The organism is Amycolatopsis balhimycina FH 1894 (assembly GCF_000384295.1).
GTDB lineage: Bacteria > Actinomycetota > Actinomycetes > Mycobacteriales > Pseudonocardiaceae > Amycolatopsis > Amycolatopsis balhimycina.
Genome location: NZ_KB913037.1, coordinates 2754841 through 2772506, shown reverse-complemented (window position 1 = coordinate 2772506; position 17666 = coordinate 2754841). Strand labels below are relative to the sequence as shown.

Sequence of the window (17666 nt, the reverse complement as noted above, 5' to 3'; positions counted from 1 at the left end):
TAGCGTTCTGGGAGGTTCCGCGTGCGCACCTGGTTGCGGTCGTGCTTCGCCGCCGTCACCGTCAGCGCCACGCTGGTCGCGACCGGGTTGCCGGCCGCCGCCTGCGGCGAGGACGACAAGCCCGCGACCCCGGCCGCCCGCACGGCGGGTGACCCCGGCGCGATCAAGAACGTCAAGGCCGTCGGCAGCGTGCCCGACGCCGCCGGCGCCATCTCGATCAACTTCCTCGACTACGGCCGCCGCGACGTGATGGTCGTGTCCGGCGAGTTCGGGCTGAAGGTGTACGACCTGACGAAGAACCCGGCGGCGCCGAAGCTGGTCGGGCAGGTGAGCCTGCCGGGGCTGTGGGAGACCGAGGACACCGAGGTCGACCCGGTTCGCAAGCTCGTGTTCCTCTCGCGGGACCCGCGCGCGTTCGGGGGCACCACTCACACCGGCGAGTCCGGGATCTACGTCGTCGACGTCGCCAAGCCCGAAGCTCCGGCCATCCTGAGCTACACCAAGGTGCCGGCCGGGCACACCACCAGCTGCGTCGACGGCTGCCGCTACCTGTGGACGGGCGGCCCGGCGAAGGCCGACGACCAGCCGGCCGACTGGGGTGGGCGGCCGATCTGGGTCACCGATGTCCGCGACCCGAAGCACCCGAAGGTGAACCTGCAGCCGATCGAGCTGGCTCGCAACGACGGCAAGACCGACTACGTGCACGACGTGCAGGTGGACGGCAACGGCGTGGCCTGGGTGTCCGGGCGCGGTGGCGTGCGCGGCTACTGGACGAACGGCGTGCACCGCGACCCGTTGACAGGCAAGATCCGGCGCGCGACCGCGCACGAGCCGGTGCCGTACGCCGGTGGCGGCATCGCCGAGACCGCGGCGCCGTCACGGTTCATGCACAACAGCTTCCACCCGGCCGGCCACCGCGCCGGCGACGGCGCCTGGCGCAACCGGGACCTCGTCTACGCGACGGAGGAGAACTTCGTCGACGGCTGCGCGGGCGACGGCGTCCTGACGATCTCGTCGCTCGAAGGCTCGTACAACGGCGAAGGCTGGCGTTCGACGCCGGACAAGCCGTTCCGGCTCCGCAGCGTCGGCACCTGGAGCGTCAACGGCCAGGAAGGGAGCGACCCGGCCTCCGACGACTGCTCCGCGCACTACTTCGACGTCCGCGGCACCGTCCTGGTGCAGTCGTTCTACGCGCAGGGCACCCGGTTCCTCGACGTCAGTGACCCGACGAACCCGCGCCAGATCGCGTACTACCGCCCGGGTGACGCGAGCGCGTGGGCGCCGTACTGGCACGGCAAGTACGTCTACGTCGCCGACAACGCCCGCGGTGTGGACATCCTGCAGCTGACGAAGTAACCAAGTCCGTGAATGGCCCATTGAGGGACTTCAAGTCCCTCAATGGGCCATTCACGGCTTTCAGGATCGCCGGAGCCAGACCGCGGTGTCGGTCGGGAGTTCGGTGGTCACCGGGCCGCTGGCCAGCAGGATTTCGCCGTCCGGGAGCGGGATCGGCGTGGTCGAGAAGTTCAGCACGAACGTGAATCCCGGCTTGCGGCGGAACGCCAGCACGCCGTCGGCCGGCGAAAGCCATTCGAGCCCGTCGACAGGGAGCCCGCGCCGCAGCCGCAAACCCTGTCGGTACAGCGACAGCATCGAGGCCGGATCGGCGGCTTCCGCCTCGGCCGTGTAGTCCGCCCACTCGGCCGGCTGGGGGAGCCAGGTGCCACCCGAGCCGAAGCCGAACGGCGGAGCGTCGCCGGACCACGGGATCGGCACCCGGCAGCCGTCGCGGCCGGGGTCGGCGCCCTGCGTGCGGGCCCACACCGGGTCCTGCCGCAGCTCGTCGGGGATGTCCAGGACCTCCCAGAGCCCCAGCTCCTCGCCTTGGTAGACGTACAGCCCGCCGGGCAGCGCCAGCGTCAGCAGCGCCGCCGCCCGCGCCCGCCGGGTGCCCAGCTCCCGGTCCACGGGCAGCTCGTGCAGGCGGTCGGCGAAGGAGAAGCCGGTGTCGCATGGGCGGCTGTAGCGCGTGACGTGCCGCGTGACGTCGTGGTTCGAGAGCACCCAGGCCGCCGGCGCGCCGACCTCGTCGTGCGCTTGCAACGTGCGCGTGATGACGTCCCGGAAGCGGGCGGCATCCCACGGGCAGACCAGGAAGTCGAAGTTGAACGCCGAGTGCAGCTCGTCGCGGCGCAGGTAACGAGCCGCCCGCGACATGTCCGGCAGCCACATCTCGCCGACCAGCACTCGCTCGCCCGCGTAGCTGTCGGCGATCTTGCGCCACGACCGGTAGATCTCGTGCAGGCCCTCCTGGTCGGAAAACGGCGACTCGTCGCCGTCGTCGACGTCGGGCAGCCGCGGGTCCTTGACGAGCCCGTCGGCGACGTCGATGCGGAAGCCGTCGACTCCGCGGTCGAACCAGAACCGCAGCACGTCCTCGAACTCCGTGCGGATCTCCGGGTTGTCCCAGTTGAAGTCGGGCTGGCGCGAGCTGTAAAGGTGCAGGTACCACTCGCCGTCCGGCACGCGGGTCCACGCGGACCCGCCGAAGCGCGACTTCCAGTTGTTCGGCGGTTCGCTGCCGTCCGGGCCGCGGCCGGGCCGGAACCAGAACCGCTGCCGCTCCGGCGAACCCGGGCCCGCGTCCAGGGCGGCTTGGAACCAGCGGTGCTCGTCGGAGCAGTGGTTGGGCACGATGTCGATGATCACGCGGATGCCCCGGGCGTGGGCCTCTGCGATCAGGTCTTCCGCCTCGGCGAGGGTGCCGAACAGCGGCTCGATGTCGCGGAAGTCGGCGACGTCATAGCCGCCGTCGTCCATCGGCGACGGGTACCACGGGGTGAACCAGATCGCGTCGATCCCGAGGTCGGCCAGGTGGTCCAGCCGGGCGCGGACGCCGGCGAGGTCGCCGACGCCGTCGGCGTTGCCGTCCGCGAAGCTGCGGATGTACACCTGGTAGATCGCCGCGCTCCGCCACCAGCCGGTCTTTTCGGTCACGAAAGTGCCTCTCCTGGTCGTTGTGAAAGCCTCAGCCCTTGACGCTGCCGGCGGTCAGCCCGGCGAGGATCTGCCGCTGGAAGGCAAGGAACAGCGCCACCATCGGCAGGCTGGCCAGCACCATCCCGGCGACGAGCACGTTGAGCGGCATGTCGATCGCCACTCGTTGCAGCATCACCGAGAGGGTCTGCTTTTCCGTGTCCGGGAACACCAGCAGCGGCCAGATGAAGTCCTTCCACGCGGTGACCACCGCGAGGATCGACACGACGGCCAGGATCGGCCGCGAGATCGGGAGGATGATCCGCCAGAGTGTGCGCACCGGCCCGGCGCCGTCGATGCGCGCCGCTTCGATGAGCTCGTGCGGGATCTGGTCGAAGAACCGCTTCAGCAGGTAGATGTTGAACGCGTTCGCAGCCGCCGGCAGCCACACCGCGGTTGGCGAGTTGATCAGGTTGAGGTGCAGCAGCGGCAGGTCGGTCACCGTCACGTACGTCGGGACCAGCAGCGCCGTCGCGGGGAGCATCAGCGTGGCCAGCATCAGCCCGAGCACGACGTTGCCGAATTTCGGCCGCAGCTTCGACAGCGCGAACGCGGCCGGGACGTCGATGGCCAGCTGCGCCAGCCACGCGCCGCCGGCGACGACGAGCGTGTTGAGGAAGTACTTGCCCAGGCTCAGCTGGTCCCACGCGTCGGCGAACGTTTCGGGGTGCCACTCGTGCGGGACGAGCGTCGCCGGCGTCTGCGCCAGCTCCTGCGGTGACTTCATCGCGCCGGTGACGACCCAGTACAGCGGGAACATGAAGGCCAGGATGAACACCGCGAGCGTGCAGGCGAAGACCACGCCGTAAACGAGCTTGCCGCGCGGGCTGCGCAGCGCGCCGGGGGAGACGAGGGTTCTCATGACTGGTCCGCCTTCCGCGTCAGCCGGACGTACCACGCCGAGAACACGCCGAGCGTCACGAACAGCAGCAGGCTCATCGCGCTCGCCGCGCCGAAGTCGTTGTAGACGAAGGCGTAGCGGTACAGCAGCAGGAGCACGGTGACCGTCGAATCGTCCGGGCCACCGCCGGTCATCACGTACGGCTCGGTGAACACCTGCATGGTCGCGACGATCTGCAGCAGGAGCAGCACCAGCAGGACGAACCGGGTCTGCGGGAACGTCACGTGCCGCAGCCGCTTCCACAACCCGGCGCCGTCCAGCTCCGCGGCCTCGTACAGCTCGCCGGGGATCGTGCCGAGCGCGGCCAGGTAGATCAGGGTGGTGCTGCCCATGTTGGCCCACGTCGAGACGAACACCAGTGAGAGCATCGCCGTGCCGCTCGAGTCGAGCCACTGGCCGCCGGGCAGGCCGGCCGCGCCCAGTGCCGAGTTGAACAGGCCGGGACCCGGGTCGTAGAACCACTTCCACATCAGCGCCGTGACGACCGGTGGCAACATCACCGGCAGGTAGACGGCGAGCCGGAAGAACGCCTTCGTGTGACGCAGCTCGTTCAGCAGCACCGCGGTGAGGAACGGGACGGCGAACCCGAAAACCAGCGCGAGGCCGGTGAACAGCAGCGTGTTGCGCCAGGCGACACCGAACAGCGGGTCTTCGAACAGCTTCGCGAAGTTGTCGAAGCCGACCCATGCCGGCGCGTTGACGAAGTCGACCTGCTGGAAGCTCAGCAGCACGCCACGCACGATCGGGTACCAGGAGAACAGTGCGAACACCACGAGCGCGGCGCAGAGCAGGCCGTACGCCGTGAGGTTCTCCTTGAGCTTGCGACGGAGTCTGGTCCGGTTTACCTGCGTTGCGACCGGGCGCCCGGCCCGCGACGGTTTCGCCGCGGGCCAGGCGAGCAGGCTACTTGACCTGGGCGAGGACACTGTTGACCTTCGACGCGGCCGACGAAAGCTGCTGGTCGATGTTCGCGTTCTGGTCGGTGAGCACGGCCTGCATCACGCTGTCGAGCGCGGCGTAGATCTGCTGGGCGTTCGGCGGCTCGATGCTGCCCTTGATGTGGCTGGTCGTGTCCACGTAGGACTGGAAGTTCTGTGCCAGGACGTTGGCGTACTTGGCTTTCAGCGCCAGCTGCTGGTCGCGCACCGCGCCCTGCCAGATGTCCGGGGTCGGTTCGGCGGGCAGGCCGACGGGCTGCTTGCCGTCGACGTATTGCCGGATGTGCTTTTCGAAGCGGTCCGGGTTGAGGTACTTCCACTGGATCCACTCGAGGCCGGCCTTGATCTTCTCCGGCGACGCCTTCGGGTTCATCATGTAGCCCTCGCCGCCGAGCAGGGTGCCCTGGCCGCCGGGCATGCCCGCGATGCCGTAGTCCTCGTACTTGCCGTTGAACTGCTTGACCAGCACCGGCACGTTGTCCGGGGCGGCCATGTACATGCCGAGCTGGCCGGCGCCCATCATCCGCTGGACGTCCTGGGCTTCGAGCAGCTGCTTGGCGCCCATGGAGTTGTCGGTCCAGCGCATGTCGTGCAGGTACTGCAGGGCCTTCTTGCCTTTTTCGTTGTCGAAGTCGGCGACCCACTTGTCGCCGTCCTTGCGGGCGATGTCGCCGCCCGTCGAGTAGAGCCAGCCGGTCAGGTGCCAGCCGCCCTGGTTGTTCTTGCTGTAGTCGGCATACCCGACGATGCCGTTGCCCAGTGCGGAGATCTTCTTCGCGGCTTCGCGGACTTCGTCCCAGGTCTGCGGTGGCTTGTTCGGGTCGAGCCCGGCCCTCTGGAACAACGGGCGGCTGTAGAGCAGGCCCATCGTGTAGTTCATCGTCGGCAGGCCGTAGAGCTTGCCGTTGGCGTCGCGGAAGTTGTCGAGCAGCTCCGGCTTGAGGTCGCCGACGTGCGGGACGCCCTTCACGGCTTCGGTGATATCGGCGGCCTGGTGCCGCGCGATGATCTGCGCGGGGTCGGTGAAGTAGACGTAGTAGACGTCTTCGAGCTGGCCGCCGGCGAGCTTGGCGGAGAACGTCTTGGGGTCCATGAACCCTTCGTGCGGATCGATGTCGATGTTCGGGTGTGCCGCCTCGAACTCCTGGACATCGGCGTCGAACACGCTGCGCTCGAACGGCTGGCTGGTCGGCGGCTGGCCGGTGACCGTGATCTTCACCTTGCCGCCGGTCTGCGCGGTGTTGTCACCGTCGCCGCAGGCGGCCACCGCCAGGGCGAGGCCGCCCGCGGCGAGCAGGCACAACGTCCGGCGGGAGACGGTCCGGGACCAGGGACTGCTCATCTCAAGCCTCTTCTCAGGGTCGCGACGGCTGTCACGTGATTGCGGTCACTCTAAAGTGTGAGACCGTAACGACGCAATAAGCCGACGAGAGTATGCAAGTTACGAACATGTGGAGTTGTCCACAGGGCGGCCTAGATGTGGACAACTCAGCTCCTGCACGGCCGTTTCCGACTTTCGTCGGGCAGGCCCGATATGCTGGATGCGGGGCCGGTCCCCCGGAGAGGGCGGGGGCTGCTTTCTGGGCGGCGCGTCGCTTTCCGGCGGGGTGCTGTGACGCTGGGGTGGGCATGCGAAAGGGCGCGACGGCCGGAACCGTCGCGCCCCGGGGATTGAGGGCTAAGCCGTGCGCCGTGCCGTGGAGCCGCGGACCACCAGCTCCGGTGCGAAGAGCAGCTCCTCGGCTGCCACCTCGCCGCCGTTGATCCGCTTGACCAGCAGTTCCACCACCGCGCGGCCCATCGCCTCGATGGGCTGGCGGGTCGTCGTCAGGGGCGGGTCGGTGCAGTTCATCAGGGCCGAGTCGTCGTAGCCGACCACCGAGATGTCCTCGGGGACCGACAGGCCCTGTCGTCGCGCTGCGCGGATCGCGCCCAGGGCCAGCAGGTCACTTGCGCACAGCACCGCCGTCGCACCGCGAGGGTACAGCCGGGCCGCCGCCGCGTGGCCGCCTTCGATCGAGAACATCCCGTGCTCGACCAGCTCGTCCAGCACCGGCAGCCCCAGCTTCGCCGCGTACGCCTGGAATGCTTCGAGCTTGCGCCGGGACGGCACGTGGTCGGACGGGCCGAGCACCAGGCCGATCTTCTCGTGTCCGAGCGAGCTCAGGTGCCCGACGACCTGCTCGACGGCGACCGCGTCGTCGCACGAGACCTGGGGCAGCCCGAGGTGGTCGACCGCGGCGTTGATCAGCACCGTCGGCAGCCGCCGCTCCACGAGGTGGTGGTAGTGCGAGTGGAGCGCGTCGGCCTGCGCGTACAGCCCGCCGGCGAACACCACGCCCGAGACCTGCTGCTGCAGGAGCAGCTCGACGTACTCCGCTTCGGACACCCCGCCCGCGGTCCGCGTGCAAAGCACCGGCGTGAAGCCCTGCTGGGCGAGCGCGTTGCCCATGATCTCGGCCAGGGCGGGGAAGATCGGGTTCTGCAGCTCCGGCAGCACCAGCCCGACCAGCCGGGCCCGGTCGCCGCGCAGCTGGGTGGGTCGTTCGTAACCCATCACGTCCAGCGCGGTGAGCACGGCCGCCCGGGTGCCGGCGGACACCCCGGACCGGCCGTTGAGCACGCGGCTGACCGTGGCTTCGCTGACCCCGACCTGGCGGGCGACTTCGGCAAGGCGACGCGTCATGGGTGAAACTTTACAGCAAGCAGGCGAAAAAGCAGGACGATGCGTGGCGTGCCGAACCGGCGCCGATCTGTTGATCAACGGTCGCGTGACGCGCACATCCCGTTCCTAGCTTGGCCCTCGGGACCACGATCCGAGGGGGACGATGACCAGCACACTCGACCACGCCGCGAAACGGGACACGAGCTCCCGTGGCCTCACGGCGCTCGCCGCACTCGCTCTGCTGCTCGCCGCGTACCGCGGGTTCCGGATGCCGGGCGACTGGGTCGCGACGCTCGAAGCCGTCTCGGTGACCGACGGTTTCCACCGCCGGTTCCTCGTCGGGACCCTGCTGCATCCGCTCGCCGTCGCCACCGGCTACGCGTACTGGGTTTTCGCGGTTGCGGCGCTCGCCGTCCTCGGCGCCCTGCTGGCGGTGCTGGTCTTCGCGTTCTTCCACGCCCGGTACCCCGGCCACCGGTTCCTGATCGTCGGCTGGCTGCTGCTGCCGACCGGCGGGTTCTTCTTCCACGACGTCGGCTACTTCGAACAGGTGCTGTACCTGCTGCTGTTCGCCGCTTTGTGGCAACTGCCGCGCCGGCCCGCGGTGGCGGCCTGCTTGATGACCGCCGCGGTGCTCGTGCACGAGATCGCGGCGGTGACCGTCCTCCCCGTGTTCGCGGCTGTGCTGGCGAGGCGGTTTCCCTGGCAACGCGTGGCGGTGCTGCTCGCGGCACCGGTGGCGGCGGAACTCGCCGTGCTCGCGATGCCGGCGTCGAGCGCCGGTGCGGCCGACCGGCTGTGGACCGCGATGGCCGGCGCCGGGTTCACCCCGCGAGCCGACGCGCTGGCGCTGTTCGAGCGCACCCAGAGCGAAAGCTGGCAGCTGTACTCCGTCACCGAGGTCCTGGTGCTGCTGGCGCCGATCGTCGTCGTGGTGGTGGCCGGCTTCCTGACCCAGCGGCCGGACGTGCTCAGCGTGGCGGCCGTCGCGGCGCCGGCGTTGCTCGCCTTCGGTGGCTGGGACTGGGCGCGCTGGGGGTTCCTGCTGGTCACGAACTTCGCGCTGCTGCTGTGGCTCGGTCCGGTGCGGGACTTCCGGCCGTGGCCGCTGATCGGTGCCGCGGTGCTGCTCGCGCACCTGCCGCTGCAGTACTTCGACGCGCAGCACCCGCGCGACCTGAGCTGGCGGCAGCTCACCGCCTTCGCCGATCAGGCGTTCTCGACGCCGGAGGACCGCGGGAGCCGCACGGTGAACACCGCGCCGCCGTCGTTGTGCGCCGCAAGCGATCCGCCGTGCGCGAGTACGTTCTCCCGGGCGATCGCCAGCCCGAGCCCGCTGCCCCCGGTCGCCTGACGCGCGTGGTCGCCGCGGGTGAACCGGTCGAACAGGATCGGCAGCAGGTCCTCCGGCACCCCGGGGCCGGCGTCGGCGACGCGGACGACGACGTCGCCGGTGTCGGCGCCGGTGCCGGTGCCGGTGCCGTCGAGCGTGACCGTGACCGGCGCGGCGCCGTGCTGGACGGCGTTGCTCAGCAGGTTTGCCACCACGACGTGCACTCGCCGCGGATCGGCGATGACCGTGACGTCCCCGCTCGCCCTCACGGCAGCCTCCATGCCGGTGACTTCGGCGGCGTCGGCGACCAGGTCGGCGAGGTCGACGGGCGCCACCCGCAGGTCGGCCTTCCCGGCGTCGAACCGGGCGATCTCGAGGAGGTCCTCGACGAGCTTCGCCAGCCGCCGCACCTGGGTGCCGAGGATCTCGGCGGCGCGGGTGCGGGTGGCCGGCTCGGCGTGGTCGAGGCTGTCGACGGTGGCGATCATCGAGGCGAGCGGGGTGCGCAGGTCGTGGGCGACGTCGGCGACGAACCGCCGCTGCTGGCGGTCCTTCGCGTGCAGCTCGTCGATCGACGAGCCGAGCCGCGCGGCCATCGTGTTGAACGACTCGGCGAGTGCGGCGACCTCGTCCCGGCCCTTGACCGGCACTCGCGTGTCGAGCGCGCCCGCACCCAGCTCGTCGGCGGCCACGGACAACGCCTTGATCGGACGGCGGATCCGGCGTCCGATCACGAGCGCGACGCCGACGCCGAGCACGCTCACCCCGAGCGCGATCAACGCCAGGTTCCGGCGCAGCGCGCCGAGGTCGGTTTCGAGCACGCCGAGGTCGAAGAGCTCGACGAGGAAGTAATCGGTGCCGCCGAAATCGCGGCTCACGACCAGCACCGGGCGGCCGGTCTCCGGATCCGTGGTGTGCGCGGTGCTCATCGAGATCGTGCCGAAGGGGCGGGAAAGCACCTCTGCTTCGACCGGCCTCAGCAGCTCCTCCGGGATTTCCGTGGAGAGCATCCGTGGTGGCCCGAGGGCGACGACCTGGTGCCCGTCGAGTTCCAGGGGCGCGCGGGCGATCGTGGTGAACGGCTTGCCGGGTGGTTTGGTCACGAGCAGCCAGCCGGCGGGCTGCAACCTGAGCTCGTGCAGGATCGCGTTGGCCCGCTCCTCGGGCCGGACCCGGTCGACCTCCTTCTGCATGTCGATGGTGTCGGTGATCATCCGGGACTCGGCGGCGATGGTGAACGCCCACACCACGTCATCGGACTGCACCTGGTACGCGAAATAGGCCATGACCGCCGTCGCCGTCGTGGTCACCCCGACGATCGCCGCGACGATCCGCGTCCGCAGGCTGACGGCCGGGAGCCTCACTTCGTCACCAGGTGGTAGCCGAGGCCGCGAACCGTCCGCAGCAGCACCGGGTTCGCCGGGTCGTCCTCGACCTTGGCCCGCAGCCGCGCGACTGCCGCGTCGACGATCCGCGAGTCGCCGACGTAGCCGTAGTCCCAGACCCGCTTGAGCAGCACCTGCCGGCTCAGCACCTGGTTCGGGTGCTCCGCGAACTCGACGAGCAGCCGGATCTCCGTGGCGGTCAGGGCGAGCTCCTCTCCGCCGCGGGTGACGCTCATCGCGGCGGCGTCGATCTCCAGCTCGCCCACGCGCAGCAGGCCGGCTTCCGGCACGGCAGGGTGCGCGCGGCGGCCGATCGCCTTGATCCGCGCGTCGAGCACGCGGGGTTCCGCCGGCTTGACGACGTAGTCGTCGGCGCCGCATTCGAGCCCGGCGACGACGTCGATCGGGTCGCCGCGCGCGGTCAGCAGCACGATCGGCAGCCGGCTGCGGGCGCGGATGCGGCGGCAGACCTCGAAGCCGTCGATGCCGGGCAGCATGACGTCGAGGAGGACGAACTCGGCGTCGGCCAGCTCGGTCAGCGCGTGCTCGCCGGTGGGGGCGTGGACGACGTCGTGGCCGAGCGCGCGCAACGCCAGCGAAAGGGCTTCGGCCAGTGCTTCGTCGTCCTCGACGAGCAGCAGACGCGGCACTGGTCCTCCCCGGGATGATCTCCCGGCGAGACTAGTGCAGGCCCGGCGGCCCGGCGGTCGTCGTGCGGAACCGCCGAGCCGCCGTGCCGTTTCGTCACACTAGGCGGCCGCCACCTCGACCTCGGCCGCCTGGCCGGCGGGCCAGCCGGTGTTGCCGCTGAACGACAACCGCACGAAACGCTGCGACGTCGCCGTGAACGACACCGACGCCGTGTTGCCGGAAGCGGGGTCGAACGTGTAGCCGCGCGAACCCACCAGCGTCGTGTACGAGGCGCCGTCCGTGCTGCCGGAGATCGTCACCGTCTGGGTGCGTGTGCCCCAGGCCGGCGACGGCGGCAGACGCAGCGTCACCTTGTTGATCGACGAAGCCGTGCCGAGGTCCACGGTCAGCGTCTGCGGGAAGGCGTTGTTCGCGCTCTCCCAGTAGGAGTTCGCGTCGCCGTCGACCGCGTTCGACGGCGGGAAACCACCCTGCGAACCGGACGCGCTGATCGCCTTGCCCCGTGCGAGGTTGGTGCCCGGCAGCGGCGGCTGCGGCGGGCCGGAGTTCGGCGGGGGCCAGGTCGAGCAGTCGTCCCAGGTGCCGGTCCAGCCGCTGTTGCCGGACCCGCTGAACGTCATGCGCGGGATCGACGCCGGGTAGGGGCAGTTGTACGTCCCGGTGACGCCGACGCCGGACGCCGTCAGGTTGCTGATCGACACCGACCCCTGCGTCTGTGCCTGCGCGACGAACGTGCCGGCGCCCTGGACCGAGACGCCGTCGATGGTGATGCCCTGGATCGGCTTGCCGGCGCCGTTGCCGTCGATGAACTGGATCGCCTCGTACGGGCTCTGGATCGCGGTGAACCCGGTGACGCGGATCGTCACGCCGGTGATCGCCTGGTCGCGCGCGTCGAACCACAGCGCGCCGACGCCGAACTGCCAGTTCGGGTCGAGCGCCCCGGCCCGCAGTGCCGTGTTGTCCGACAGCGTGATCGTGCCGCCCAGCGGAACCGAGTTGAAGCGGTTCCCGACGACGTAACCGCCGCCGAGGGCGTTGGTGTCCTGCACCAGGTTGCCGCGCACGGTGTTGTTCGAGCCGCCGTACAGCGCGATGCCGTTGGCCAGGTTCGGCTGGACGACCGTGTTGTTCGCGATGGTGTTGCCCGAGTCGGCCTGGCCGTTGGACCACAGCGCGAGCCCGTCGTCGCCGTCGTTGCGCAGGTAGTTGTTGCGCAGCGTCGAGTTCGTGACCGCGCCGTCGAAGTTCACGCCGTCGGCCTGGGTGTCGAGGATGCGGTTGTTCTCGATGGTGACGTTCGACGACGCGCCGTTCATCAGCCACAGGCCGCATTTGGTGTCCTGGATCCACAGGCCGGATACGACCGAGCCGTTCCCGAGGACGCCGTGGAACGCGTTGTCGGGGCTGCCGTCGTTCCGCTCGGTGACGTCGCCGAAGACGGCGAAGTCGTAGAGCCTGATGTTCCCGGACGCGCTGCCGTTGTTGAAGATGTTGTTGCCGTGCAGCACGGTGTACCACGGGCCGGCGCCGCGCACAGTCGTCTGGTCGATCTGCAGGGCCGAGCCGATCTCGAAGCGCCCGGACGGCACCCAGACCTCGCGCCCTTGCGAACGCGCGGCCGCCAGCGCGGTGCGGAACGCCTGCGAGTCGTCGGAGCCGTCGTCCGCGGTGGCGCCGTAGTCGGTGACCGAGAGCGCGTTCGCCGGTTTCGTGCCCGCGCCGCCGACCTGCTCGAAGTCGGCGAGGTCGAGGGTCGCCTGGCCGATGTCACCCGAGTCGGCCTGCACGCGCACCTTCGCCCCAGGCGCGAGGTTCTGCCCCAGCGGCAACCTCGCGTCGTCGAAGAAGTGGTGGGTCTTCGCGCCCGGGATCCAACTGGTGTCCACATAGGAATACCGCGACGTCACCGAGAGCCCGCCGCTCAGCTTGGTGCCGTTGACGTACACCGAAAGCCGGCCCGAGGAACCGTCCGGGACGCTGTAGTGGACGTTGATCGCGTTCGCCGCCGCGGGCAGCGTGAACTCGACGTACTGGCCGGTCCCGATCCGGACCGCCTGCCGCCCGGAGGCTTCCGAAGCCAGGCTCGCCTGGGTGTAGCCGGGGCCGACGGCCGAGCCGTTCGTCGCCGAACACTCGGCTTCGACCGTCCGGAACGGCACATTCGCGCCACCGGACGCCGTTGCCGGGCAGGTCGCCGCCGCGGCGGGCGTCGTCGCGCCGGTGATCACAGTCAGCCCGGACGCGGCGAGCGCCGCGGCCAGCACTACGGCGCGGCGCCGGGGAGTAGGGGACATCGTCGTCACCTTTCTCGCGGGGATCGGGAGGTGCAGGACGTCGACGTGATCGGGATCATACGAATGTCGAACAAGAATCCGCAATAGTTTGACTGACTTACGCAAATTTGCGACAGAATCTGACGGGCGCGCGGTTCGTCCGACGCCCGGCCCGGCTTGCTACGTTGTCGCCATGAGCCAGCGACGGGCCGACGGCAGCGCAGGGGACGCGGACTACGGCGCGATCGGCGGGGTGTACACCGACTACCGCAAGCCGGATCCGCGGATCGGCCAGTACCTCCTCGACGCGCTGGGCGACGCGCGAACCGTCCTCAACGTCGGCGCGGGCGCCGGTGCGTACGAGCCGGGCGACCGCGAGGTGACCGCGGTCGAGCCCTCCGCGTCGATGCGCGCGCAGCGGCCGGCGGGCCTGCCGCCGGCGGTCGACGCCGTCGCCGAAAAACTGCCGTTCCCCGACCGGGCCTTCGAAGGCGCGATGAGCACGTTCAGCGTCCACCAGTGGAACGACCTGTGGACGGGGCTGCGGGAGATGCGCCGCGTCACGCGCGGCCCGATCGCGATCCTGACCTGCGACCCGGAGCGGCTGCGCCGGTTCTGGCTGCTCGACTACGCGCCCGAGGTGATCGAGACCGAGGCCGGGCGCTATCCGTCGATCGACGACATCGCCGACGGGCTCGGCGGCCACACGTCCGTCGTCGGCGTGCCGATCCCGATCGACTGCACCGACGGGTTCAACGAGGCGTACTACGCGCGTCCCGAACGCCTGCTGGACCCGGGCGCGCGGCTGTCGTGTTCGGCGTGGAGCTTCGTCGACGACCGCGTGCACCACCGCTTCGCCGCCGAACTGCAGCACGACCTGGACGACGGCACGTGGGACCGCCGCTACGGCGGCCTGCGGGAGCAGGCGACGTTCGACGGTTCGCTGGTCCTCGTCGTTTCCGATCCGACGGCGTGACTCCGCCGCCGTTCGACCCCGAGCTGGCGGCGGTCGTCGACGAGCTGCGCGCCGGACGTCCGCCGCTGACGACGCTTGCCGACATCCCCGCGCGCCGCGCACTGGTCGCCGCGGACGAGCGGACCGTCGGTGAGCTGGCCGCGGCGCACTCCGGATTCGCCTTCCGCGAGGAACGCGCCGGTGACGTGCCGCTGCTGGTCGTCACACCGAAGGGCCGGGCCTCGGCCGGCGTCCTCTACCACGTGCACGGCGGCGGCATGATCGTCGGCAGCCACCGCGGCGCGGACGTGCCCGTCCTGCTGGAGTGGGCCGGGGATCTGAACCTCACCGTTGTCTCGCCGGGGTACCGGCTCGCTCCGGAACACCCGTACCCGGCGGCGGTCGAGGACTGCTACGCCGGTCTCCTGTGGACAGCCGAGCACCTGGGCCGCCGTCCGGTGATCGGCGGGGCCAGCGCGGGCGGTGGGCTCGCCGCGGCGACGACGCTGCTGGCGCGCGACCGCGGCGGCCCCGACCTCGCCGGCCAGCTGCTGATCTGCCCGATGCTCGACGACCGCAACGACTCGGCGTCCGCCGTCGACCTCGACGGCCGGGGCCTGTGGGACCGCACGGCGAACAACGTCGGCTGGACGGCATACCTCGGCGACCGCTGCGACGTCCCCGCCTATGCGGCTCCGGCTCGCGCCGAAGACCTTTCAGGCCTGCCGCCCGCCTTCCTGGACGTCGGCACGGCCGAGACGTTCCGCGACGAGGTCGTCGCCTACGCGAGCCGGATCTGGCAGGCGGGCGGCGAAGCCGAGCTGCACGTGTGGCCGGGCGGGTTCCACGGGTTCGACGCTCTGGTGCCCGGCGCGGCGATCAGCCGGGCGGCCCGTGCCGCCCGGCTGGCCTGGCTGCGGCGCCTGCTAAGCCAGTAGGTCCTGCAGTTCGCGTACCGCGCGGGCGAGTTCGTCGGCGAAGCGGTACATCTCCGCCGAGACGTGCTTCGGCGTGCTCAGGTAGATGTTCCAGCGGTCCGGCAGCAGCACGTAGGCGATGCCGATGCACTGCGGGCTGGTCGAGCCGAACCCGAAGTACTGGATGTTGACCGACGGTGCCGAGCTGGTGCTCAAGTAGTCGTCGCGCATCTTCAGCCAGCCCGGCGAGGTGTACAGGGCCGGCGTTTCGGTGTCGCCGCGGCGTTTCCCGATCAGCTGCAGCTCCCACAGGTGCTGCTCCGGCGCGTCACCGGCCTGGCACTCCTTCGCACGGGCGACGTGCTTCGCCGCGGCGGCACGGAACGCTTCGCGCTTCTCGTCGGGAGAAGCGTTCTCGTCGGTCATGATGTCGGCGAAGCGCACGACCTCGGGCGTGACGACCCGCATGGCCTCGGTCCGGCCGTTCTGGAACTGCCGGGTGGCGATCGACTCGTACGTCGCGCCGGTCAGGCCCTTCGCGCGGCGGTGGGCCAGCTGGTACGCCATCTGCGCGAAGGCGTCCGGGGACATGCCCAGCTCCTTCGCCCGGTTGGCGCCGAAGTCGAACGACACCGTCTGCGTCGCTGTGGCGTCCGCGTACGCCTTGTAGGCGGCTCCGGCGGCGCGAGCGTCTTCGCGGAGAGTGCCGGTCAGCGTGAACTCGATCGACTCGAAGCCCGGCACGCCGTCGGCGGTCTCCCGTGGCAGTCGAGAGCCGCTCAAGAGCGCGTCGGTGAAGCCGAGGATCGTGGTGCCGTCGAGTTCGCAGTGCTCGACGTTGATCCCCGCGGTGCCGTCTTCGAACACGATCAGCGACACGGCCTTGTCGTACCAGCGGTTGTCGCCGTACAGCAGCCGATCCCCGGCTTCCAGGGCGTTCGACGGCGTGAAGTCGTCCAGGCACAGGCAGAACAACGCGGTTTCGATCGTCTCGAGCGAGTCGCCGTTGCCGGCTTCGAGCAACGCCGCCCGCGAAGCCGCCCACTCCGCGCGGGCTTTCGTCGTGAAATGGCCGGCCGCGACGTCCGGCTCGTCGGTGAAGCGGCCGGTCTTGAGGATCGCGTGCAGGCCGTCGGCGATCTGCGCGGGCGAGTACGGCCGCCCGTCCTCGGCGATGACGTCCATGCGGAACGGCGTGTTCTGGTGGAAGACGACAATGTGCCGTTCCCGGGACGGCCCTTCCCAGCCCTCGCGGTACGGCGTGCGCACGCTGTCCAGGACCTCACCGGGGATCCGCGTCGCCGAGAAAAGGTACTTGTGCTGCACCATCGACTGCGGCGTGCCGCGCAGCAGGACCGGCGGCACCAGTTCGTCGTCGAGCCGGAGCTTGTAGTCCACGGCGGACGCGGCCAGCTCGGCCGCGCGTTCCACCTGCCCCAGCGAGGATTCGCGGAACAGGAAGAAGAAGTTGGCGTTGAGCGCGATCCGGTCGCGGCGGCCGAGGTAGCGGTACGGCCAGAACGTGTCGAGCCAGCTCCGCACACCGGGCGAGCGGTCGTACTCCTCGAGCGCCGCCTGCAGCCCGTGCGCAGGGCTGGCCGGCGCCAGGAACTCCGCGACGGCCGCTTCGGTTTCCGCCAGCTCGTCCGGTGTCAGCAGCGGGGCGCACCATTCGAGGAGGCGGCGGCAGCTGTCGTCCAGCGTCGGAAGCGGGACGCGGGGAAGCCGGTCTTCGTTGCCGAAGGTTCGGGTGGACCATTCCGGACTGCTCACGGTCATCCTTCTTGCTCGGAATTCTCAAGCGCGGTGGCGAGGGTGGCCGCGCCTTCAGGACGGGAAACATACAGCTGCGCGTAGAGCCACCCGTCGGCCTCCAGACCGGTGGGGTCCACCCCGGCGGCGTCCAGGGTGTCGAGGATCTGCGTCTGCTCCTCTTCGGACGCGAACCGCCGCTGCCGGAACGCACCCGGCACCTGCGCGGTGTCGTACCCCAGCTCGGCCAGGCTCGCCGCGACCGGCTCGTAGGAGAACATCCGCAGCACGAAGTGCGCCATCCACGGCCGCGCGCCGCGCGCGACCCGGGTGAGGGTCTTCTCGGTGACGTACCCGACGCAGCCGGTCGAGACGACGAGGTCGACGTCGTCCAGGAGCTTCTGCTGGACGACGTCCGGGTCGTCGAGTTCGAGGTCCGCGTGGATCGCCTCGTCGAGGAACCCGGCGGAAAGCGCGTACTCGAGCGCCGGGCCCGAATTGTCCAGGCCGTAGTATTTCGGGCCGCCGGTGCGGGTCCGCTTCCGGTCGGCCTCGACCAGCGCCGCGTGGTCCAGGGCACGCACGGCAGGGTCGGTGTAGTGGGCGTAGAGGTCGTCCATCGTCGCGCCGCACCGCTGCAGGGCCGCGTTGACACCGTACGAGCAGCCGATGTCGAGCACGGCCGGGCGCTCGGCGGGGTGCTCGGAGATCAGCTTCGCGAAGTACGGCTTCGCCAGCTGGGGAATGCCGTAGTCCACGCGGCGCAATGTGCCGAAGAACGGCCGAGGGTCGGGCGCGGTGTAGATGTGGTCGAACGAGATCTTGCCGGTCGAGTCCAAAGGCACGGGCCAGGCTCCTGA

Annotated in this window: 13 protein-coding genes; 3 read left to right on the top strand and 10 right to left on the bottom strand. The window is 70.2% G+C overall.

Going from position 1 to position 17666, the window contains the following annotated elements; genetic code table 11:
• Positions 1-21: 21 nt before the first annotated feature.
• Positions 22-1356 (top strand): LVIVD repeat-containing protein, encoded by a 1335-nt coding sequence (locus A3CE_RS0111735; RefSeq protein WP_020640280.1) that lies wholly within the window; start codon positions 22-24, stop codon positions 1354-1356.
• 60 nt (positions 1357-1416) lie between these two features.
• Here A3CE_RS0111735 and A3CE_RS0111730 read toward each other — a convergent pair whose 3' ends face one another.
• The 8 genes from A3CE_RS0111730 to A3CE_RS0111690 all read right to left on the bottom strand — a co-directional run bounded on the left by A3CE_RS0111730 (position 1417) and on the right by A3CE_RS0111690 (position 13203).
• The gene (locus tag A3CE_RS0111730) at positions 1417-2997 is read right to left on the bottom strand and encodes a glycoside hydrolase family 13 protein (RefSeq protein ID WP_020640279.1); all 1581 of its coding nucleotides are present in this window, start codon (positions 2995-2997) and stop codon (positions 1417-1419) included.
• Positions 2998-3028: 31 nt separating this feature from the next.
• Complete coding sequence (locus tag A3CE_RS0111725) at positions 3029-3898, bottom strand: carbohydrate ABC transporter permease (protein ID WP_020640278.1); 870 nt, start codon at positions 3896-3898, stop codon at positions 3029-3031.
• Positions 3895-4863: a carbohydrate ABC transporter permease gene (locus A3CE_RS0111720; RefSeq protein WP_026468389.1), complete on the bottom strand. Its 969-nt coding sequence runs from the start codon at positions 4861-4863 to the stop codon at positions 3895-3897. The genes A3CE_RS0111725 and A3CE_RS0111720 overlap by 4 nt, the downstream gene beginning before the upstream one ends.
• Complete coding sequence (locus A3CE_RS0111715; protein ID WP_026468388.1) at positions 4841-6217, bottom strand: ABC transporter substrate-binding protein; 1377 nt, start codon at positions 6215-6217, stop codon at positions 4841-4843. The genes A3CE_RS0111720 and A3CE_RS0111715 overlap by 23 nt, the downstream gene beginning before the upstream one ends.
• Before the next feature lie 336 nt (positions 6218-6553).
• Positions 6554-7561: a LacI family DNA-binding transcriptional regulator gene (locus A3CE_RS0111710; RefSeq protein WP_020640275.1), complete on the bottom strand. Its 1008-nt coding sequence runs from the start codon at positions 7559-7561 to the stop codon at positions 6554-6556.
• 1188 nt (positions 7562-8749) lie between these two features.
• On the bottom strand, positions 8750-10237 hold the full coding sequence (locus tag A3CE_RS0111700) for a sensor histidine kinase (RefSeq protein ID WP_020640273.1): 1488 nt from the start codon (positions 10235-10237) through the stop codon (positions 8750-8752).
• On the bottom strand, positions 10234-10908 hold the full coding sequence (locus A3CE_RS0111695) for a response regulator transcription factor (RefSeq protein WP_020640272.1): 675 nt from the start codon (positions 10906-10908) through the stop codon (positions 10234-10236). The genes A3CE_RS0111700 and A3CE_RS0111695 overlap by 4 nt, the downstream gene beginning before the upstream one ends.
• 99 nt (positions 10909-11007) lie before the next feature.
• The gene (locus tag A3CE_RS0111690; protein WP_026468387.1) at positions 11008-13203 is read right to left on the bottom strand and encodes a discoidin domain-containing protein; all 2196 of its coding nucleotides are present in this window, start codon (positions 13201-13203) and stop codon (positions 11008-11010) included.
• 172 nt (positions 13204-13375) lie between these two features.
• Here A3CE_RS0111690 and A3CE_RS0111685 point away from each other — a divergent pair, with 172 nt between their 5' ends.
• Positions 13376-14158, top strand: coding sequence for a class I SAM-dependent methyltransferase (locus A3CE_RS0111685; RefSeq protein ID WP_020640270.1), 783 nt, complete (start codon positions 13376-13378; stop codon positions 14156-14158).
• Positions 14155-15075 carry an alpha/beta hydrolase fold domain-containing protein gene (locus A3CE_RS0111680; protein ID WP_020640269.1) on the top strand — a complete coding sequence of 307 codons (921 nt, stop codon included), beginning with the start codon at positions 14155-14157 and terminating at the stop codon, positions 15073-15075. Before A3CE_RS0111685 ends, A3CE_RS0111680 begins: the two co-directional genes overlap by 4 nt.
• Here the strand turns inward: A3CE_RS0111680 and A3CE_RS0111675 are convergent.
• Both A3CE_RS0111675 and A3CE_RS0111670 read right to left on the bottom strand, forming a co-directional pair.
• Positions 15064-16833 carry a choline/carnitine O-acyltransferase gene (locus A3CE_RS0111675; protein WP_020640268.1) on the bottom strand — a complete coding sequence of 590 codons (1770 nt, stop codon included), beginning with the start codon at positions 16831-16833 and terminating at the stop codon, positions 15064-15066. The two genes, A3CE_RS0111680 and A3CE_RS0111675, sit on opposite strands and share 12 nt — an antisense overlap.
• Entirely contained in the window at positions 16830-17651 is an 822-nt protein-coding gene (locus A3CE_RS0111670; RefSeq protein WP_026468386.1) for a class I SAM-dependent methyltransferase, read from the bottom strand. Before A3CE_RS0111670 ends, A3CE_RS0111675 begins: the two co-directional genes overlap by 4 nt.
• Positions 17652-17666 lie beyond the last annotated feature (15 nt).

Excerpts from the sequence above, each read along its gene's own strand:
- A3CE_RS0111725 (WP_020640278.1), bottom strand. The coding sequence starts at position 3,898 with ATGAGAACCCTCGTCTCCCCCGGCGCGCTGCGCAGCCCGCGCGGCAAG.
- A3CE_RS0111715 (WP_026468388.1), bottom strand. The coding sequence starts at position 6,217 with ATGAGCAGTCCCTGGTCCCGGACCGTCTCCCGCCGGACGTTGTGCCTG.
- A3CE_RS0111710 (WP_020640275.1), bottom strand. The coding sequence starts at position 7,561 with ATGACGCGTCGCCTTGCCGAAGTCGCCCGCCAGGTCGGGGTCAGCGAA.
- A3CE_RS0111690 (WP_026468387.1), bottom strand. The coding sequence starts at position 13,203 with ATGTCCCCTACTCCCCGGCGCCGCGCCGTAGTGCTGGCCGCGGCGCTC.
- A3CE_RS0111685 (WP_020640270.1), top strand. The coding sequence starts at position 13,376 with ATGAGCCAGCGACGGGCCGACGGCAGCGCAGGGGACGCGGACTACGGC.
- A3CE_RS0111675 (WP_020640268.1), bottom strand. The coding sequence starts at position 16,833 with ATGACCGTGAGCAGTCCGGAATGGTCCACCCGAACCTTCGGCAACGAA.